At 62.0% G+C, this 18,806-nt stretch carries 19 protein-coding genes; 18 read left to right on the top strand and 1 reads right to left on the bottom strand.

Annotated features, from left to right (window positions below; genetic code table 11):
- Positions 1-71: 71 nt before the first annotated feature.
- The 5 genes from NKH57_RS11465 to tsf all read left to right on the top strand — a co-directional run bounded on the left by NKH57_RS11465 (position 72) and on the right by tsf (position 4,308).
- On the top strand, positions 72-1,370 hold the full coding sequence (locus NKH57_RS11465; RefSeq protein ID WP_502907277.1) for a lysophospholipid acyltransferase family protein: 1,299 nt from the start codon (positions 72-74) through the stop codon (positions 1,368-1,370).
- A gap of 59 nt (positions 1,371-1,429) precedes the next feature.
- Positions 1,430-1,708 carry a DUF4031 domain-containing protein gene (locus tag NKH57_RS11460; RefSeq protein ID WP_352606238.1) on the top strand — a complete coding sequence of 93 codons (279 nt, stop codon included), beginning with the start codon at positions 1,430-1,432 and terminating at the stop codon, positions 1,706-1,708.
- A complete protein-coding gene (locus tag NKH57_RS11455; protein WP_023759254.1) occupies positions 1,705-2,313 on the top strand; it encodes a LysE family translocator in 609 nt (202 codons plus the stop codon). The genes NKH57_RS11460 and NKH57_RS11455 overlap by 4 nt, the downstream gene beginning before the upstream one ends.
- 175 nt (positions 2,314-2,488) lie before the next feature.
- Complete coding sequence (rpsB, locus tag NKH57_RS11450) at positions 2,489-3,277, top strand: 30S ribosomal protein S2 (RefSeq protein ID WP_023759253.1); 789 nt, start codon at positions 2,489-2,491, stop codon at positions 3,275-3,277.
- 110 nt (positions 3,278-3,387) lie between these two features.
- On the top strand, positions 3,388-4,308 hold the full coding sequence (gene tsf, locus NKH57_RS11445; RefSeq protein WP_352606242.1) for a translation elongation factor Ts: 921 nt from the start codon (positions 3,388-3,390) through the stop codon (positions 4,306-4,308).
- A 12-nt stretch (positions 4,309-4,320) separates the two neighbouring features.
- On the opposite strand, the gene NKH57_RS11440 is transcribed toward tsf, so the two are convergent.
- A complete protein-coding gene (locus NKH57_RS11440; RefSeq protein ID WP_352944269.1) occupies positions 4,321-5,256 on the bottom strand; it encodes a LysR family transcriptional regulator in 936 nt (311 codons plus the stop codon).
- 130 nt (positions 5,257-5,386) lie between these two features.
- On the opposite strand from NKH57_RS11440, the gene NKH57_RS11435 reads away from it, so the two are divergent.
- The 13 genes from NKH57_RS11435 to lpxB all read left to right on the top strand — a co-directional run bounded on the left by NKH57_RS11435 (position 5,387) and on the right by lpxB (position 18,505).
- Positions 5,387-5,929, top strand: coding sequence for a nuclear transport factor 2 family protein (locus NKH57_RS11435; protein WP_352944267.1), 543 nt, complete (start codon positions 5,387-5,389; stop codon positions 5,927-5,929).
- A gap of 37 nt (positions 5,930-5,966) precedes the next feature.
- Positions 5,967-7,076 carry an aldo/keto reductase gene (locus tag NKH57_RS11430; protein ID WP_352944265.1) on the top strand — a complete coding sequence of 370 codons (1,110 nt, stop codon included), beginning with the start codon at positions 5,967-5,969 and terminating at the stop codon, positions 7,074-7,076.
- Between the two features lie 146 nt (positions 7,077-7,222).
- Positions 7,223-7,945: a UMP kinase gene (gene pyrH, locus NKH57_RS11425; protein WP_023759248.1), complete on the top strand. Its 723-nt coding sequence runs from the start codon at positions 7,223-7,225 to the stop codon at positions 7,943-7,945.
- A gap of 86 nt (positions 7,946-8,031) precedes the next feature.
- Positions 8,032-8,586 carry a ribosome recycling factor gene (gene frr / locus NKH57_RS11420; RefSeq protein WP_352944263.1) on the top strand — a complete coding sequence of 185 codons (555 nt, stop codon included), beginning with the start codon at positions 8,032-8,034 and terminating at the stop codon, positions 8,584-8,586.
- Positions 8,587-8,620: 34 nt separating this feature from the next.
- Positions 8,621-9,355 carry an isoprenyl transferase gene (locus NKH57_RS11415; protein WP_352944261.1) on the top strand — a complete coding sequence of 245 codons (735 nt, stop codon included), beginning with the start codon at positions 8,621-8,623 and terminating at the stop codon, positions 9,353-9,355.
- Complete coding sequence (locus NKH57_RS11410) at positions 9,352-10,167, top strand: phosphatidate cytidylyltransferase (RefSeq protein ID WP_352944259.1); 816 nt, start codon at positions 9,352-9,354, stop codon at positions 10,165-10,167. The genes NKH57_RS11415 and NKH57_RS11410 overlap by 4 nt, the downstream gene beginning before the upstream one ends.
- A 103-nt stretch (positions 10,168-10,270) precedes the next feature.
- Entirely contained in the window at positions 10,271-11,413 is a 1,143-nt protein-coding gene (rseP, locus tag NKH57_RS11405) for an RIP metalloprotease RseP (RefSeq protein WP_352835993.1), read from the top strand.
- 217 nt (positions 11,414-11,630) lie between these two features.
- The gene (bamA, locus tag NKH57_RS11400) at positions 11,631-14,003 is read left to right on the top strand and encodes an outer membrane protein assembly factor BamA (protein ID WP_352607478.1); all 2,373 of its coding nucleotides are present in this window, start codon (positions 11,631-11,633) and stop codon (positions 14,001-14,003) included.
- A 76-nt stretch (positions 14,004-14,079) separates the two neighbouring features.
- Positions 14,080-15,138: a UDP-3-O-(3-hydroxymyristoyl)glucosamine N-acyltransferase gene (lpxD, locus tag NKH57_RS11395; protein ID WP_352944257.1), complete on the top strand. Its 1,059-nt coding sequence runs from the start codon at positions 14,080-14,082 to the stop codon at positions 15,136-15,138.
- On the top strand, positions 15,131-15,598 hold the full coding sequence (fabZ, locus tag NKH57_RS11390) for a 3-hydroxyacyl-ACP dehydratase FabZ (RefSeq protein ID WP_023759240.1): 468 nt from the start codon (positions 15,131-15,133) through the stop codon (positions 15,596-15,598). Before lpxD ends, fabZ begins: the two co-directional genes overlap by 8 nt.
- A 13-nt stretch (positions 15,599-15,611) precedes the next feature.
- Complete coding sequence (gene lpxA / locus NKH57_RS11385; RefSeq protein ID WP_023759239.1) at positions 15,612-16,445, top strand: acyl-ACP--UDP-N-acetylglucosamine O-acyltransferase; 834 nt, start codon at positions 15,612-15,614, stop codon at positions 16,443-16,445.
- A complete protein-coding gene (locus tag NKH57_RS11380; RefSeq protein ID WP_352944254.1) occupies positions 16,417-17,334 on the top strand; it encodes an LpxI family protein in 918 nt (305 codons plus the stop codon). Before lpxA ends, NKH57_RS11380 begins: the two co-directional genes overlap by 29 nt.
- Positions 17,327-18,505, top strand: a complete 1,179-nt coding sequence (gene lpxB, locus NKH57_RS11375; protein ID WP_352944252.1) for a lipid-A-disaccharide synthase — start codon at positions 17,327-17,329, stop codon at positions 18,503-18,505. Before NKH57_RS11380 ends, lpxB begins: the two co-directional genes overlap by 8 nt.
- Positions 18,506-18,806 lie beyond the last annotated feature (301 nt).

The raw sequence follows: 18,806 nt of genomic DNA, 5'->3' as shown, positions 1-18,806 counted from the left end.
GCGAACGACTTGAACGTGCCGCAATCTTCTCTCAACCTCTCCCTCAGCATCCAAGCGCAAGGGGGAGCAGCTTGAGCAAGATCGATGTCTTCATTGCGCCGAGACCTAGCCGGTTACTGATCAGGGCCATGACATCCGTTAACCGGATCGTCATGCTGCGCGGCATTCCCGGATTTCGCGATCTGTTGCCGTTCAACCGCCTGGCCGGTTTGCGCGGCGTCTCCAATGTCCGCCATATCGACTTGCCCGACGCCGACCTTGAGCGGCTGAAGGCCAGTTGCGGGACGGGGAAGGCGACCTTCATCACGCCCAATCACCCCGAGTTCTTCACCGACTGGATGATCGACAAGGAGATCGTCTCGCAGGTCAGCCCGCTCACTGCGTCATGGGCGACGAATGGCGTCGTCAACGGTCTCGGTAGAATTATGCAGAAATTCTGGCTGGCCAACAATCTGATCGCCCAGATTCCGGGCAACAGCGGGGCAGCCAAGGAACACTCCGTCGCCTGGGCCTTGAAGGGCCATGGCGTGCTGCTGCATCCCGAAGGCGGCGTCGGCTGGCATGCCAATGTCGTTGCGCCGCTGCTGCCGGGTGCCGTCGAGATGGGGCTTGAGGCTCTCCGGCGCGGCCGGGCCACGGATCCGGATTTCAGGGTCTGGATCGCGCCGGTCGTCTGGAAGCTCGCCTTCACCGGGAATGTCGAAGCGGCGCTGGCGAAGGAATGCGCCTATGTCGAGAAAAGCCTGAAGATGGAACGCCAGGCGACCGACACACTGCCGCAGCGCGTCCACCATGTCTATTCGACGCTGCTGACCCGCGATGAAGCCGCCTGCGGCATACAATCCGACGAAGGCGCGACATATGCCGAGCGCCGGAAGGCGTTGGTCACCGAGCTCGGCCACCGGCTCAGGGAGAGCATCTCGGCCGACACTGCCAGCATCGATACCGCCGAAATTCTGCGTCGGGCGCGTCGCTGGCAGCGCGAAAAAGCCGGCGATGCCGATGGGCAAAAGGAGGTTCGCGCGCTCGCCGACACCATTCAGAGGCTACAACGCGTTGGGACCTGGGCGTCGGCCAACCCGCGCATCACCCAGGAGGAGATCGCCGAACATCTGAAGCGGATCCGCAACGACTATTGCCGGAACGGACTACGTGACACGATGAACCGGTTCGTTCCGCAGCCGGCCGGGCCGCGTTGCGCCCACATCCGGGTGCCGGAGGCGCTGGGCCTGCATGCGTATGCGGGCTCGATCGATGATGCGGTTGCCGAACTGCACCGTCGCATGCAGGAAACCGTCACCAGCACGGTGACCGAGCTTGCGGCCAAAGGCAGCTTCATTTTCTATCCGAATCCATTCTATCGTCACTGACATCCGGACGGGCCATGTGGCCGACTGTCGTGAAAGATGGAAGGCAGACAGCAAGCTTCATGGCAGTCTATGTCGACGCAGCGATCTGGAATTGGGCTGGCCATCGCTGGTGCCATCTGTTGGCCGACGACACCGACGAACTGCATCGCTTCGCCGCGGAACTGGCGATCAAGCGTTCATCCTACCAGGGGCCGCCGAAGACATCGGCGCCGCATTATGACATAACCGGCTTCGAGCGCGACCGTGCGGTGCGGCTCGGCGCCATCGAATGCAGCCGCGAGGAGATCGTCGCGATCTTTCGGCGGGTGCGGGTGCCGAAGGGAAAGGTCCGATCGTGACGCTGACAGCATTTCTGACTTACTGCGCTGCGATCACTCTTGCCGCCGCGACGCCGGGACCGGCGATGTTCGCGGTCATCACCAACGGCGTGTCGCGCGGGTTCCTTCGCGCGTTCATGGCCGGAGTCGGTGTTGCCGCCGGCGATGCCGTGCTGGTCACACTGGCATTGCTCGGACTGGTGGCGCTGGCCCAGACGTTCGAATGGATTTTCCTGTTGCTGAAATATGCGGGTGCTGCCTATCTGATCTTTCTCGGCGTCAGGATGTGGCGCGCTGCCGCGCAATCGAATGAGCCGCAGGCGACGCAGGCAAGATTGTCGCGGTCGTTCTTCCTCGGTGCGTCTATTGCACTCGGCAATCCGAAGGCGATCCTGTTCCACGCCTCGATCATGCCGCTGATCCTGAACCTCGACACCATGACCCTTGCCGACGGCCTGCTGGTGATCCTGGTCGTGATCAGCGTCAACATCCTCACTATGGGTTTCTATGCTGCGCTCGCGGGCAGGGCTTCGGGCTGGTTCAGGACGCCGAGGCGCATGCGACTGATGAACCGGTTTGCCGGCAGTGCCATGATCGGCACCGGGGCGCTGATTGCCGCACGCTGAGCGTGAAGCGCCACACGGCTTGCGTTTGTCGCGTATCCCCTCTATATGCGCGCTCATTCCACACACGGACTTTGGTGTCTGCCCGGGAGAAATCCGGCTGAAACCTCCGGTGGCGTTCGAGGACAAAGTCCAAAAATGCCTGTGTCCGTGGAGGCTAACCGGAAAGGAACTTTGAATGGCACTGCCTGATTTCAGCATGCGCCAGCTTTTGGAAGCTGGCATTCACTTCGGCCACCAGACCCACCGCTGGAACCCGAAGATGGCGCCCTATATCTACGGCGCACGCAATAACATCCACATCATCGACCTCTCGCAGACGGTGCCTTTGCTGCACCAGGCGCTGAAGCAGGTTTCCGACACTGTCGCCAAAGGCGGCCGCGTGCTGTTCGTCGGCACCAAGCGCCAGGCGTCCGACATCGTCGCCGATGCGGCACAGCGTTCGGCTCAGTACTATGTCAACTCGCGTTGGCTCGGCGGCATGCTGACCAACTGGAAGACGATCTCGAATTCGATCCAGCGCCTGCGCAAGCTCGACGAGATGCTGGCCGGCGAGGCCCAGGGCCTGACCAAGAAGGAGCGCCTCAACCTCGATCGCGAGCGCGAGAAGCTCGACAAGGCGCTGGGCGGCATCAAGGACATGGGCTCGACGCCCGACCTGATGTTCGTCATCGACACCAACAAGGAAGCGATCGCCATCCTCGAGGCCAAGCGTCTCGGCATCCCGGTCGTCGCCATCATCGATTCGAACTGCGATCCGGACAAGATCGACTTCCCGATCCCCGGCAATGACGACGCGGCCCGCGCCATTCAGCTCTATTGCGACCTGATCGCCAAGGCTGCCATCGACGGCATCGCCCGCCAGCAAGGCGCGCTCGGTATCGACATCGGCGCTTCGGTCGAAGCCCCGGTCGAGCCGGCGCTCGAGCCGGCCCCGGCCCCGGCGTCGGAAGCCCCCGAAGCTTGACAAGCGAAGGCCGGTTGCGGCCTTCATCTTTCTCATATTTTGGCACGCTAAACAGACGCATCATCGAATATCGATGGTGCGTCGGTGCATTTAAAACCAAAGAGGCGACAATGAGCATTTCGGCTGCACAGGTCAAAGAACTCCGCGACTTGACCGGCGCGGGCATGATGGATTGCAAGGCGGCGTTGACCGAGACCAACGGCAACATGGAAGAAGCCGTCGACTGGCTGCGCAAGAAGGGTATTTCCAAGGCCGACAAGAAGGCTGGACGTACCGCGGCTGAAGGCCTGATCGGCGTCGATTCCGGCGTTCGCGAGGCTGCCGTCGTAGAAGTCAATTCCGAGACCGACTTCGTTGCCCGCAATGCCGCGTTCCAGGAAATCGTCGCCAAAATTGCCAAGGTTGCCCTGGCCTATGGCACGACAGAGGCTGTGGCTGCCGCAAAGTATCCGGGTTCGGACAAGTCGGTTGCCGACACCATCAAGGACGCTGTCGGCACCATTGGCGAGAACATGGGCTTCCGCCGTTCGGCCAAGCTGACCGTTCCGCATGGCGCCGTCGCGACCTACGTCCACAACGCGGTTGCCGATGGTCTCGGCAAGCTCGGCGTTCTGGTTGCCATCGAGACCACCGGCAACGAGCATGCAGCGCATGCTTTCGCTCGTCAGGTCGCCATGCATGTTGCCGCCACCAATCCGATGGCGCTGACCGCTGAGCAGATCGATCCGGCCGCGGTCGAACGCGAGAAGGCGATCTTCTCCGACCAGGCACGCCAATCCGGCAAGCCGGAAGCGATCATCGAGAAGATGGTCGAAGGCCGTCTGCGCAAGTTCTACGAGGAGGTCGTGCTCCTGAAGCAGGCCTTCGTGCTCAATCCCGACATCACCGTCGAGAAGGCGCTGAAGGATGCCGAGAAGGACATCGGCGCGCCGGCCAAGATCACGGCTTACCTGCGCTTTGCGCTGGGCGAGGGCATCGAGAAGGAAGAGACCGATTTCGCGGCGGAAGTCGCGGCCGCGGTCAAGAAGTAACTTCCTACCGCTTTATTCCGAAAGCGTTTTTCGGCCGGATGTCCGCAGGGATGTCCGGCCGATTTCTTGTGCGGTGTCGATAAAGGCCCGCAGTTTCGGCGCCATCGCCGCCCGGCGCGGGAAATAGAGGAAAAGGCCGGGTTCCTCGATTGCCGACTGCGGCAGAACCTGCACCAGGCGGCCGGCCGCAAGATCGGCGCGCGCCAGCGGCTCGAACATATAGGCAAGGCCCACTCCGGCAAGCGCCAGGTCAATCGCCGCGAGCGAATCCGTGACGATGGCCGTACCGCCGGTCTCCATGACGACATCCTCGCCATCTTCGGTCAAATCCCAGCGATAGAGGGCACCGGAGCGGACAAGCCGGTAGCCGATGCAATTGTGGTTGGCGAGATCGGCGACGCAACGAGGACGGCCGCGGCGTCCGATATAGTCGGGAGAGGCGACGATGACGGCTTTGAACGGAGGCGTGAGCCGCACAGCCACCATGTCCTGCGCGATCATCTCGCCCAGCCGGATGCCGGCATCAAAGCCTTCGCCGACGATGTCGACCAGCCCCTGGTCTGCGAAAATCTCCACCGTAACGTCCGGATAGCGCTCGGCCATCGCCGCGACGACAGGCGTCACCGCCAATGGAATCGCGATGGTGGAGGCGTTGATCCTGAGCAGGCCGGAGGGCCTGCCCTTGACGCTGCGGATTCGGTCGATCCGTTCACCAATATCCTGAAGGGCAGGGGCCGCGGTCTCCACCAACGCCTTTCCGGCTTCGGTCAGCGAAACGCTGCGCGTCGTGCGTGCGAACAAGGGCTGGCCGATACGCTCCTCGACCAGCCGCACGGCATGGCTGACCGCTGACGGGCTCATGCCGAGTTCGGCCGCCGCAAGCGCGAACCCGCCGCGCCGGGCAACGGCAACGATCACAGGCAAATGTATGAGGAGATCGCGGTCCATTCATGAGCAATATCGCATAGTCTTTGCGAACAATGCAATCTTATCGACGCCGAGTCAGTGGTCTACATTGTCGCCAACACATCGGCGCCCACACTTTGGCGATCGGCTGATGGCATCAAGGAGGAGAGACATGAATGCGTTGAAGCACGTAACGTTCGCGGCAGGCATGGCGCTGGCGCCCATTGATACCGGCGGGGCGGAACCTTCCGGTTGGCAGGCGCTAGCGGACGAACGCACGGTCATCCGGATAGCCGATGGCATCGACCGCGCCGTCGACGCGCAGGACTGGAAACTGGCGCGCAGCTATTTCGCGGATCGGGTCACCGCCGATTTCAGCAGCCTGTCCGGGCAGCCGGCGGCCAACATCGCCTCCGACGACCTGATCGGCGCCTGGGCCGGCAACCTCAAGGGTAGCAAGACAAGCCTGCATCTGCGCACCAACCATCAGGTCGCTCTCCAGGCGAACACGGCGACGGTCCGTTCGAACGGCTATGCCTGGAACCGGATGGAGGGCAATGGCGACCCGCTTTGGGAAGTCTGGGGCACCTATGAGCATCACTTGACGCGCTCCGCCGCCGGCTGGAAGGTCGACGGCTTCGCGTTCCACATGACGCATGAGCGCGGCAACCCGTGGGTCAAGGCAACCCCGGGCAATGACACGGCGGGCCAGTGACGCCGCGGCATTCACCAGCAAGCATTGGAAGACGATCATGACCATGACCTATTACACGCTCGGCAACAGCGGCCTCAGGGTCAGCCGGCTGGCGCTCGGCACGATGACTTTCGGCAAGGAATGGGGTTGGGGAGCAGACAGGGACACGGCCCGCGCCATGTTCGACGCCTATGTCGAGGCGGGCGGAAATTTCTTGGATACGGCGGACCTCTACACTGGCGGCACGGCCGAAGCCTGGCTTGGCGAATTCATCGCCGAGCGAGGTTTGCGCGACACCGCGGTGATCGCCAGCAAGTTCACCATGAACATGCAGCCGGGCAATCCGAATGCCGGCGGCAACGGCCGCAAGAACATTATGCGGGCGGTTGATGCCTCACTGAAGCGGTTGGGCACTGACTATATCGATCTCTATCTCATGCATGTGTGGGACAGGCTGACGCCGGCCGAAGAGGTCATGCGTACGCTGGATGACCTGGTGCGGATGGGCAAGGTGCGCCATGTCGGCCTGTCCGATGTGCCGGCCTGGTATGCGGGGCGCGCGCAGACGATTGCCGAACTGCGCGGATATGAGCCGGTTTCGGCCCTGCAACTCGAATATTCCCTGGCCGAACGCGCGATCGAGAACGAGTTCGTGCCTTTCGGCACGCGCCATGGCGCCGGCATCATGGTCTGGAGCCCGCTCGCCAGCGGGCTGCTCAGCGGCAAGTATCGGCCGGCCCGGGCCGGAAATGTGGGCCGGCTTGACGGGTTCCGCAATTCGACGCATCCGGGCTTCCAGAAATTCACTGAGCGTAACTGGGCCATCGTGGCCGAACTCGAGAAGGTTGCATCCGAGCTCGGCCGCAGCATGCCACAGGTCGCGCTCAACTGGGTGGCGACGCAGCCGGGGATCGCCACCGTCATCATTGGTGCGACCACGCTGGCCCAGATACAGGACAATCTTGGCGCGCTGGACTTCGAGATTCCGCCAGGGCTTCGCGACCGGCTGGATTCGGTCAGCAGAACGCCCGCGTCGTTTCCCTATTCCTATTTCGGGCCGCAGATACAGGCGCGCGTCGCAGGCGGTGCCGCAACCGGCGACAAGCCCTCCGGCTACGCATCGCCGGTGCTTGTCGAGGGCGAGCCAGCCAGCGTGTCCGCCGACTGATCGATCCGGCTGGTTACCACCAATTTGCCGGCCGGGGGGCGGGGGGCTGCGGGGCGCCCTTCGTGTATCGGAACGCGATTGTTCGGGGCGGTGACTGCGCGAGGGTTGCCACCCGGAGCGCGCCACACGCAAATGACGAGGACCAGATGACGGTGAAGCCCCTCTACCGACGTGTCTTGCTGAAAGCGTCGGGCGAAGCATTGATGGGCGAACAGCATTTCGGCATCGACGTTTCGGTCGTCGATCGCATCGCCGGCGACATCGCCGAGGCGCGTGCACTGGGCATCGAGGTCGGCGTCGTCATCGGCGGCGGCAATATCTTTCGTGGCGTGGCCGTTGCTTCCAAGGGCGGCGACCGTGTCACCGGCGACCACATGGGCATGCTTGCGACGGTCATCAATTCGCTGGCGCTGCGCACGTCATTGAACAAGATCGGTGTCGACGCCGTGGTGCTTTCGGCTATCGCCATGCCTGAGCTTTGCGAGAGTTTTTCGCAGCGCCAGGCGACCAGCTACATGAATCAGGGCAAGGTGGTGATCTTTGCCGGCGGCACCGGCAATCCGTTCTTTACCACTGATTCGGCCGCCGCACTTCGCGCGGCTGAAATCGGCGCCGACGCGCTGTTCAAGGGCACCCAGGTCGACGGGGTCTACTCGGCGGACCCGAAGAAGGACCCAAATGCAACACGTTTCGAGCGCATCAGCCATGGCGAAGTCATAAATCGCGGCCTTTCCATCATGGATACGGCAGCGATTGCACTTGCGCGCGAAAACAACATTCCGATAATCGTCTATTCGATCCACGAAAAAGGTGGTTTCGGCGATATTCTAAGGGGCGGCGGCCGCTGCACGGTCGTCACAGACGATTGACCCGGGCCTGATCCCGAAGAAAGGGAAGCAGGCTCGAACACGGCCCGAAGCAGTGAACCCGCGTCAGACGGGTCGAGGAGATTAAGATGAGTGGTGAGTACGACGATCTCAAGCGGCGCATGGATGGAGCAATCGCAGCGTTCAAGCATGATCTGGCTTCGCTGCGGACCGGTCGCGCCTCCAGCAATCTGCTCGATGCGGTCCAGGTGCAGGCCTATGGCACCACGATGCCGATCAACCAGGTCGCCAACGTCTCGGTGCCGGAGCCTCGTATGATCTCGGTATCGGTCTGGGACAAGTCGATGGTCTGGGCGGGCGACCCCGCCCACCCCGCATCCCAATATGGTGTTACTCCGATCGGTGACGGCACCAATCTCACGATTCCACTGCCCGAACTCAACGAACAGCGCCGCAAGGAACTGGTCAAGATCTCGCACACCTATGCCGAGAATGCCCGGGTCGCCGCGCGCCATGTGCGCCGCGACGGCATGGACTTCCTGAAGAAGGCGGAGAAGGACGGCGAGATCAGCGAAGACGATCAGCGCAAGCGCTCGGACCAGGTCCAGAAACTTACCGACGAGACGATCAGCACCATTGACCACCTGCTTTCCGATAAGGAAGCTGAAATCATGCAGGTTTAGGGTCGTGGCCATAGGCTGACCCGAAAGCGAGAACATGGCAACGCCCGCGCATGTCGCGATCATCATGGACGGAAACGGACGCTGGGCCAAGGCGCGCGGCATGCCTCGTCTTGCGGGCCATCGTGCCGGCGTCGAGGCGCTGCGCAAGACGGTGCGCGCCGCACCCGGGCTCGGCATCTCCTACCTGACCGTCTATGCGTTCTCGTCGGAGAACTGGTCGCGGCCGAAGTCCGAGGTCAGCGACCTGATGGGCCTCCTGAAAATGTTCATCCGCCGGGACCTGGCCGAACTGCACCAGAGTGGCGTGCGGATCAGAATCATCGGCGACAGGGCAGGGCTGCAGCCCGACATCAGGGGGCTGCTCGACGAGGCCGAATCGCTGACATCAGCCAATGAATCGCTGACGCTGGTGATCGCCTTCAACTATGGCGGACGCGACGAGATCGTGCGCGCGGCGCGCAAGCTTGCTTCGGCAGTGGCGCGTGGCGAACTCGACAGCGAGGCGATATCTGCCGAAAGCTTTGCCGGCGCTCTCGACACGCATGGCATTCCCGACCCCGAGCTGGTCATCCGCACCAGCGGCGAGCTCCGGCTGTCGAATTTCCTTTTGTGGCAGGCCGCCTATAGCGAGCTCGTCTTCCTGCCTTGCTATTGGCCCGACTTCAGCCGCGAGCATCTTGCCGAAGCCTTGCGTGAATTTGCCGGCCGCGAACGCCGATTCGGCGGACTTGGAGCCCAGGACGTCGCTTCGCGACCGGCCGCGGGATGAGCAATCTCCGGCTGCGCGTCATTTCGGCGATCGTGCTTGCCATCATCACCCTTGGCTTGACCTGGCTCGGCGGTCTGCCGTTCCGCTTGCTGTGCTCCGTGATCGCTGGGGTCATCTTCTATGAATGGACCCGCATGTCGCGCCCGGCCGGGGCCACGGGTCTGGGTTTCCTGCCGGAAGCGCTGCTGGTTGTCTTCATTGGCGCCTTGATTGGCGGCCTTGGCGCGTCCTGGCTGTTGCCATTTGTCGTGGTCATGGTTGCCACAACGGCGATTGCCGCATCGATTCGCAAGGCCGGGCAATGGGACGCGAGCGGTCTTGCCTATGCTGCCGTTTCAGGCCTGTCGCTCGCCTTGCTGCGCGACGGTGACCGTTCAGGCCTTGTCGCCATCCTGTTCCTGTTCGCGGTCGTCTGGGCCACTGATATCTTTGCCTATTTCGTTGGCCGTGCGGTTGGAGGCCCGAAGCTGGCGCCGGCGATCTCACCTGGCAAGACACGCAGCGGCGCGCTCGGCGGCGCTGTCGGAGGCGTCGTCGCGGGGCTGATCCTCGGCGCCATTGCCGGTGTCGGCAACCTGGCGTTGCTCAGCCTGGTGGCGCTCGTGTTGTCAATTGTCTCACAGGCCGGGGACCTGTTTGAATCCTGGGTCAAACGCCGCCACGGCCGCAAGGATTCGGGTACGCTGATCCCAGGCCATGGTGGCGTGATGGATCGCGTCGATGGGCTTGTCGCGGCGGCTTTCGCCCTATACGTCATTGGCTGGATTTCGGCGACCGCCGATCATCCGGCGCAGGGTCTGTTTCCCGTTTGAGTGGTGTCATTTCAGGTCCGATGCGCGATGCGCCTTGGATTCGCCCGGATTGGTGTCACAGTCACGGCGCAATCCGCGCCGTGGAAGAATTTGAGGGTTGGTCTTGAACGAGATTCTTCACGCGCTTTTCAGCACAGAAGGCTTTGTCCTCGGCACGCTGGTGCCGTTCCTCTTCGTGCTGACCGTGGTCGTATTCGTCCATGAGATGGGCCACTACCTTGTCGGGCGCTGGTGCGGCATCGGTGTCAAGGCCTTCTCGATCGGCTTCGGTCCCGAACTCTTCGGCTTCAACGACAGCCACGGCACGCGCTGGAAACTCTGCGCGATACCGCTTGGCGGCTATGTCAAATTCGTCGGCGACATGAGCGCCACCTCGAGCCAGCCCTCGACGGAAGAACTCAAGACCCTGACGGAGGAGGAGCGCAAGGTCGCCTTTCACACGCAGCCGATCTGGAAGCGCGCGGCAACAGTGGTGGCCGGGCCGGTGTTCAATTTCCTGCTGACGATCGTCGTCTTTGCCGTGCTGTTCACTGCCTATGGCCGTTATGTCGCGGAGCCGATGGTGGCCGAGGTGACGGCCGACAGCCCGGCGGCGAAGGCCGGCATCCTGCCCGGCGATCGATTCGTCAGCGTCGACGGCAACAAGGTCGAAACCTTTGGCGACGTCCAGCGCCTGGTCTCGGGCCGCGCCGACGACGTCATTACCTTCGTCATGCTGCGCGGCGGCAAGGAGGTCACGGTGACCGCGGCGCCGCGGCTGATGGAACAGGAAGACGCGCTCGGCAACAAGGTCAAGGTCGCCGTGATCGGCGTCGTCAACAACAAGGAACTCGGCCAGCCGCGGCTCGTCACCTACACACCCGTCCGGGCGGTTGCAGCGGCCGTCCAGGAAACCGGGCATGTCATCCAGCGCACCGGCCAGTTCCTGCAGCGCTTTGTCGTTGGGCGCGAGGACAAATGTCAGCTGGGCGGCCCGGTGAAGATCGCGGACATGGCCGGCAAGGCGGCGAAACTGGGATTCGAATGGCTCGTGCAGCTGGTTGCAATGCTGTCGGTTGGCATCGGGTTTCTCAACCTTTTGCCGATTCCCCCCCTCGACGGCGGCCATCTCCTGTTCTACGGGGTGGAGGCCGTCATTCGCCGTCCGGTGTCGGAACGGATGATGGAAATGGCCTATCGGGCCGGGTTGCTTCTGGTGCTGTGCTTCATGGGGTTCGTTTTCTGGAACGATCTGTTTGGATGCTGAAATCATGAAGAAATTCGGCTTCTGCATGGCCGGTGTTGAGACGCCGTTTACCATGCACCGGGATATGAGTGACGCGAAAGCCACGCCGCAAGGCTAAGTAAATACAAATTAACCAGAAGCCTTGCGTGTAGGGAAAATCCGGTTAATACGGTAGGGGAAATTACCGCACGTCCGGTTTTCTCGCCGTGGGGACTACGAGAAAAGGTTATTAAGCCCGATGAAGGCAGCATCCAAGTTTCTGAGCGCCGCTTCCGCGGTGACCCTGTCCGCGGCTCTTGTCGTGCCAGGCGCTCTCGCAGTGCAGTTCGTTGCCACATCGGCGGCCGAAGCCGCTGTCGTCAGCAGAGTCGAAGTGAGCGGCAACCAGCGTATCGACGCTGAGACAATCCGCAATTACATCACCATCAAGCCGGGCAAGGCGTTCTCCAGTTCCGATATTGATAGCGCCATCAAGGCGCTGTTCGGCACCGGCCTGTTCTCGGATGTGCAGATCAACCAGGTCGGATCGACCCTGGTGGTCAAGGTTGCCGAGTACCAGGTCGTCAACCAGGTGCTGTTCCAGAACAACAAGAAGCTCAAGGACAATGCGCTTGCGGCGGCGGTGCAGCTGAAGCCGCGCGGGACGTTCTCGCAGGCAACGCTCGATGCCGACGTCGAATCGATCAAGGCTGCCTACAAACGTATCGGCCGGGACGATGTGACGGTGACCACCCAGGTCATGCAGCTCGGCGACAACCGCGTGAACGTGGTCTTCAACATCACCGAAGGCGAACGTACGCAAATCGCGGCGATCAATTTCGTCGGCAACAGCGCCTATTCGAGCCGCCGCCTGTCGGATGTGATCAATACCAAGCGTTCGTCGTGGGTTTCGTTCATCCTGCGCGACGACGTCTATGACGAGGACAAGCTGCGCGCCGACCAGGAACTGCTGCGCCGCTTCTACTACAATCACGGCTATGCCGACTTCCAGGTCGTGTCCGCAGTCGGCGAACTCGACAGCGCGACGAACAAGTACACGGTCACCATTACCGTCCAGGAAGGCGACCGCTACACATTCGGTGACGTCAGCGTCGAAAGCACGATCCCGGAAGTAGACGGCAAGGCACTGGAATCGGTGATCGAGACCCGCAAGGGCGACGTCTACAACGCCAAGGACGTCGAGGATTCCATCATTGCCCTGACCGAGAAGGTGGCCGGTTCCGGCTATGCCTTCGCGCAGGTGACGCCACGCGGCGACCGCAATTTCGAAAACCACACCATTTCGGTGGTCTACACGATCGACCAAGGCACCAAAGCCTATATCGAGCGCATCGAGATCCGTGGCAACGACCGCACGCGCGATTATGTCATCCGTCGCGAGTTTGACGTCAGTGAGGGCGACGCCTTCAACCAGGTGCTCATCCAGCGCGCGAAGAAGCGTCTGGAAAACCTTAATTACTTTGACAAAGTCGATATCTCGACCGTTCCGGGCTCGCAGCCTGACCAGGTCGTTCTGGTGGTCGACGTGGTCGAGAAGTCGACCGGTGAATTCTCGGTTGGTGCTGGCTATTCGACCGGTGGCGATACGGCTGGCCCATCCGTCGAAGGGTCGATCACCGAGCGCAACTTCCTTGGTCGTGGCCAGTTCATCAAGGTGTCGGCAGGCGGCGGCAAGAATTCGCGCGATTACAGCCTGTCCTTCACCGAGCCCTATTTCCTCGGACGGCGTATCGCTGCCGGCTTCGACATCTTTAAGCAGACCCGGAACTACGATCACTACGACAGCGACACCACGGGTGCGACCGTTCGCTTCGGTCTGCCGATCACGGACAGCATCTCGACGCAGCTCGCGTACAACATCTCGCAAGAGAAATACAAGCTGGATGATGGTTGCGTGACCGATGGCGTTTATGACCCCCTTAAGTGCAAGGTTTCAGACGCTATCCTGGATGGCATAGAGCAAAGTCCATGGATCAAGTCTTCTGTCAGCCTGGGGCTGGTCTACAACACTATCGACGACATGAAGAACCCGCATGAGGGTATCTACGCCAACACGACTGTGGAGGTTGCAGGTCTCGGTGGCGATGCAAAGTTCGTCAAGATCACCGGACGGGGCAGCATCTACCAGACGTTGTCTGAGCAATATGATCTGGTCGGGCTTATTTCGGGCGGCGCCGGTCATGTCGAAGGCTACGGCGGCGATGGCGATCTGCGCGTGTTCGATCACTTCCAGAGCAGCGACCGAATGATCCGCGGCTTCGCTTACGGTGGCATTGGTCCCGTCGACAGTGATGGTGCGGGCGACCACCTGGGCGGCACCACCTATTTCAATGCTTCGGCGGAAGCCCAGTTCCCGCTGCCGGTAGTTCCGGAGAGTTTCGGCCTGCGCGGCGCGGTGTTTGCGGACGCGGCAACGCTCTACGGCAGCAAGGTCGCCCACGATTTGGTCGACCAGTCGTCGGTCGACATGAAGCTGCGCGCCTCGGTCGGTGTCGGCCTTATGTGGGCGTCGCCGTTCGGTCCGATCCGTATCGACTATGCGATCCCGGTCAAGAAGGAAGCGTCCGACGATGTGCAGGAATTCAACTTCGGCATATCGACCCGCTTCTGATCGGTGGCCAACGATGCTCCCGGGTCTTTAAGGTCCGGGAGAAAATGTTCCGATCTAGCTGGATATAGCTTCTGGAATGACCGATCCGGTGTTCTTCGCGCCATCACGCCGGTATACGGCGGGCGAAGTCGCGAATCTGACCGGCTCGGTGCTTGTCGATTCCGGCCAATCCGATATTTTCATCGATGCGCTCGCGCCGGCCAGCGAAGGCGGTGAGAATGCGCTCGTATTTGTCGACGGCAGGCGTAATTCCGCGCTGATGCCGTCGCTGCGGGCGGCCGCGGTGCTGTGTCCGGCGGAATTTGCCGGCAAGGCGCCGGCCGGCATGGCCGTTCTGGTTCATGCCCGTCCGCAGCAGGCCTTCGCGCTGGTCGGACGGCTGCTGTTTCCGAGGGCGGCGACGCCGGGACCGATGACCAGTGAAACCGGTATCTCGCCGCATGCTCATGTCGATGTGACCGCGCATGTCGAAGCAGGTGCCATCGTCGAGGCCGGAGCGGTCATCGGGCCGGGAGCGTCGATCGGCAGCGGTACCGTCATCGCGCCCAATGCGGTCATCGGACAATCCTGCCAGATCGGCCGCGACGGTTATGTCGGTCCCGGCGCCAGCATCCAGTATGCCTTGATCGGCAACCGCGTCATCATCCATGGCGGTGCCAGGATCGGCCAGGATGGTTTTGGCTTCGTCGGTGGCGCCAAGGGCCCGGAACGCGTGCCGCAGATCGGCCGTGTCGTCATTCAGGACGACGTCGAGATCGGCTCCAACACCACCGTCGATCGCGGCGCCATGTCCGATACGATCATCGGCCAGGGTACCAAAATCGACAATCTCGTGCAGATCGCCCATAACGTTCGCATCGGTCGCAATTGCATAATCGCCGGGCTTTCGGGTATTTCTGGGTCCGTGGTCGTAGGTGACAATGTCACAATGGGCGGTGGCGTCGGGCTTGCGGATCACCTAACCATCGGGACAGGGGCCAAGCTTGCCGCCAGAAGTGGATTTATGAGCAATGTCCCTGCAGGCGAGATCTGGGGCGGTTATCCGGCACAGCCGATGGCGGAAGCCATGCGGGAGATAGCCATGCTGCGCAAGCTCGCCAGGAGCCGCAAAAAGGGCGAGGGAGGCAATGGCTGACATGATCGCGTCGACGACGCTGGAAGCGGTCGACATTATGGGGCTGATAAAGCTCTTGCCGCACCGCTATCCGTTCCTGATGATCGATCGCATCGTCGACATCGATGGCGACGAGTCCGCCGTCGGCATCAAGAACGTGACCATAAACGAGCCACATTTTCAGGGGCATTTTCCAGAGCAGCCTGTGATGCCAGGTGTGCTTATCGTCGAAGCGATGGCGCAGACGGCTGGTGCCATCTGCATCCGTAGCCTCGGGACTGAAAAGCCGTCGCTGGTCTATTTCCTGACCATCGACAACGCCAAATTCCGCAAACCGGTCGTCCCCGGCGACCAGTTGAAGATCTATGTCAAGAAAATCAAGAAACGCGGCAATCTGCTCAAATTCGCTTGTGAAGCCATGGTCGACGGCGCCAAGGCGGCCGAGGCCGAGATTTCAGCCATGATGGTCACCAGCGACTGACGATCGAATGCTTATGAAAATCAAGACATCCATCCATGTTTCTTCCGTTGTGGAGGAAGGCGCCCAAATCGGCGACGGTGTGCGCATCGGACCGTTCTGCCACGTCGGCGCCGATGTCGTGATCGGCGACGGCGTCGAACTGGTCAGTCATATCTCGGTAATGGGCGCGACTTCAATCGGTGCTTCGACCAAGGTCTACCCAATGGCGACATTGGGCGCCCCACCACAGAACACCAAGCACAGGGGCGGCCGCACCACCCTGGTCATCGGCCAGAACTGCACGATCCGCGAAGGCGTGACCATGCATCTCGGCACCGATTCCAGCCGCGGCGAGACGACGGTCGGCGACAATGGCAATTTCCTTGCCTACGCCCACATCGCCCATGATTGCGTGGTGGGCAACAACGCGACGTTCGCCAACGGCGCGACGCTGGGCGGCCACTGCGAGGTCGGCAACAATGTCTATATCGGTGGGCTGACCGCCGTGCATCAGTTTGTCCGCATCGGCGACAACGCCTTTCTGGGCGGCTGCTCGGCGATCGTCGGCGACGTCATTCCCTATGCCATCGCGGTCGGCAACCGTGCCAGCCTGCGCGGCCTCAACATCATAGGCCTGAAGCGCTCCGGCCTGCCGAGATCCGAGATCCATGTGCTGCGCAAGGCCTACAGGATGATCTTCGACCGTTCCCGCACAGTTGGCGAGAACATCGAATTCGCCAAGGCGGAGTTCGCGTCTTCGCCGACCGCCATGAAAATCATCGATTTCATCTCCAGTCGCGGCAAGCGGCACTACGCTGTGCCGTCGCTCAAGGGCGGCGATGGCGACGATGTCGATGACGAAGACTGAGACAGCGGCAGCGCGTCTTGATCTCCCGCCAGGCGCCAGGGTCGGCATTATCGCCGGCGGTGGCAGTCTGCCCGTAGAGGTCGCGGCCGGTTCGGCTGAACAAGGCTATCCGCCCTTTGTCATCCTGATGGACGGCGAGGTCGACCGCACGGCGGAGCTCTCCCGGTATGAGCATGAAAGCCTCGCTCTGGAAGGCATCGGCTCGCTGATATCGTTGCTGCGGCGGCACCGGATCACCCATCTGGTGCTTGCCGGGGAGATCAAGCGCCGGCCAAGACTGACACAGCTGCATCCAAGTCTCGGTCTGCTCGCAGTGATACCGGTCGTTGTCGCGGCGCTGGCGCGTGGCGATGATGGCCTGCTGAAGGTCTTGGCGCGAGGCCTCGAAGCGCGGGGAATAAAGGTCGTCGGCGCCCATGAGATCGTGCCGAACCTTGTCGCTGCCGAAGGCGTGCTGACGAAAGCCTCGCCAAGGAAATCCGACTGGCGCGACATCGAGGCCGGCCTTGCGGCGGCAAAGGCCATAGGGGCGCTCGATATTGGCCAGGCGGCGATCGCCGTCGGCGGCCGGACCATCGCGTTGGAAGGTATCGAGGGAACAGCAGGACTGCTCGACCGTGCGAAGCTGCTGCGTGGCCACGGCCGTATTGCCGGCAAGACCCGCGGTGTCCTGGTCAAGTGCGCCAAGCCTGGTCAGGAACTGCGCGCGGATCTTCCCTCCATCGGCCCGCAAACGGTCGAAGCCGTGCATGCGGCCGGGCTTGCCGGCATTGCCGTGGAAGCGGGACGTTCGCTGGTTCTCGAAGGCCCGGAAACCATCGCGTGCGCCAACGCGCTTGGTCTGTTCGTCATTGGTCTGCCTGCCGCGACGGAGCCACGCAATGGTTGACAGGGCATTGAAGATCGCAATCGTTGCCGGCGAGGAGTCCGGCGATCTGCTCGGTGCCGACATCGTGCGTTCGCTCAAGCAGGCTACCGGGCGCGACGTGCGACTCGTCGGCCTCGGCGGTCGCCATTTGCAGGCACAGGGACTGGTCCCGCCATTCGATGCCGGTGAGATCGCCCTCATGGGCTTCAGCGCCATCCTGCGCGACCTGCCGCGGCTGATGCGGCGGATCAACGAGCTGGCCAGGAGCGTTGCGGACGAGAAGCCTGATTGCCTCATCACCATCGACAGCCCGGACTTTTCGTTGCGCGTCGCCAAAAAGGTCCGTGCGGCCAATCCGTCGATCCCGATCATCCACTATGTCTGCCCGAGCGTCTGGGCGTGGCGGCCGGGCAGGGCGGCGGCGATGAAGCCCTATGTCGACCATATCCTCTGCATCCTGCCGTTCGAGGTGAAGGAGCTTGAGCGGCTGGGCGGCCCCCTGGGCACCTATGTCGGGCATCGCCTCATGCATGATGCGGGCGTGCTCAGCGCGGCCAAGGCACAGGACCTGCCGCGCGACCTTGCTGCGGACCGCGTGAAGACGCTGCTCGTTCTGCCCGGCTCGCGGCGCGGCGAGGTGCGTCGGCTGCTCGATCCGTTTGGCGAAACCGTGTCGATGCTGCGCGCGCGCGGGCACCGCCTGCGGCTGTTGCTGCCGACAGTTCCGCATGTCGCCGACCTGGTCAAATCCTCGGTAAACCGTTGGGATGAAAAGCCTGAGATCATCATCGATCCGCAGCGCAAATGGCAAGCGTTCGGCAAAGCCGATGCCGCACTCATCGCGTCCGGGACGGTGTCCCTGGAACTGGCGCTGGCCGGTGTGCCGATGATCTCCTGCTATCGGCTCGATCCTGTCGCGCGCGTCGTCGCGCCGTATATGGTTTCGGTCTGGTCGGCACTGCTGCCCAATCTGATCTCGGATCGAGCGTTGATCCCTGAATTCTACAATGAGTACGTCAAGCCGAACAATTTGGCTCGGCAATTGGAGGCGCTGTTTGCCGACAGCGGCATGCGGGCCTGGCAGAAGCAAGGCTTCGCCGAGATCACGCGGCGCATGGCGACCGAGAAGCCATCCGGAGAGATCGCTGCGCAGGTCGTGATGCGGTACATTAAGAGAGCGAATAGCGAATAGGAAGAAGGCCGTTCTCACCGCCTCGGTCTATATGAGGGCATAGCGTTGGTTTCCCGCTAAACAACGCCAAGGGAGATCAAATCGCGAACACGAACCGGATGGTGTGCTGAACTTCTCTGTGGGTGGAACGTTGCCCTTCTCTCGTCGGTGGGAACGAGCAAGCAGCGCCACTTCCGGTCATTTGCGGTTATGGCGAACAAGGTCGCATGTATATCCGCAAGCAGACTTTCGGGCTTTTGCGGCATTTTGGAGTTCACTTGACGACCGAAAACTCGAACTGGTCCCCGCGGTAAACGGCCTT

Source organism: Mesorhizobium sp. M1050 (assembly GCF_040318715.1).
Classification (GTDB): Bacteria; Pseudomonadota; Alphaproteobacteria; order Rhizobiales; family Rhizobiaceae; genus Mesorhizobium.
This window is presented reverse-complemented; position numbering and strand designations above follow the sequence as displayed.

Coding starts and splice junctions, on each gene's coding strand:
- NKH57_RS11460 (WP_352606238.1), top strand. CDS start 1,430: ATGGCAGTCTATGTCGACGCAGCGATCTGGAATTGGGCTGGCCATCGC.
- rpsB (WP_023759253.1), top strand. CDS start 2,489: ATGGCACTGCCTGATTTCAGCATGCGCCAGCTTTTGGAAGCTGGCATT.
- tsf (WP_352606242.1), top strand. CDS start 3,388: ATGAGCATTTCGGCTGCACAGGTCAAAGAACTCCGCGACTTGACCGGC.
- NKH57_RS11440 (WP_352944269.1), bottom strand. CDS start 5,256: ATGGACCGCGATCTCCTCATACATTTGCCTGTGATCGTTGCCGTTGCC.
- NKH57_RS11435 (WP_352944267.1), top strand. CDS start 5,387: ATGAATGCGTTGAAGCACGTAACGTTCGCGGCAGGCATGGCGCTGGCG.
- NKH57_RS11430 (WP_352944265.1), top strand. CDS start 5,967: ATGACCATGACCTATTACACGCTCGGCAACAGCGGCCTCAGGGTCAGC.
- pyrH (WP_023759248.1), top strand. CDS start 7,223: ATGACGGTGAAGCCCCTCTACCGACGTGTCTTGCTGAAAGCGTCGGGC.
- frr (WP_352944263.1), top strand. CDS start 8,032: ATGAGTGGTGAGTACGACGATCTCAAGCGGCGCATGGATGGAGCAATC.
- NKH57_RS11415 (WP_352944261.1), top strand. CDS start 8,621: ATGGCAACGCCCGCGCATGTCGCGATCATCATGGACGGAAACGGACGC.
- NKH57_RS11410 (WP_352944259.1), top strand. CDS start 9,352: ATGAGCAATCTCCGGCTGCGCGTCATTTCGGCGATCGTGCTTGCCATC.
- bamA (WP_352607478.1), top strand. CDS start 11,631: ATGAAGGCAGCATCCAAGTTTCTGAGCGCCGCTTCCGCGGTGACCCTG.
- lpxD (WP_352944257.1), top strand. CDS start 14,080: ATGACCGATCCGGTGTTCTTCGCGCCATCACGCCGGTATACGGCGGGC.
- fabZ (WP_023759240.1), top strand. CDS start 15,131: ATGGCTGACATGATCGCGTCGACGACGCTGGAAGCGGTCGACATTATG.
- lpxA (WP_023759239.1), top strand. CDS start 15,612: ATGAAAATCAAGACATCCATCCATGTTTCTTCCGTTGTGGAGGAAGGC.
- NKH57_RS11380 (WP_352944254.1), top strand. CDS start 16,417: ATGGCGACGATGTCGATGACGAAGACTGAGACAGCGGCAGCGCGTCTT.
- lpxB (WP_352944252.1), top strand. CDS start 17,327: ATGGTTGACAGGGCATTGAAGATCGCAATCGTTGCCGGCGAGGAGTCC.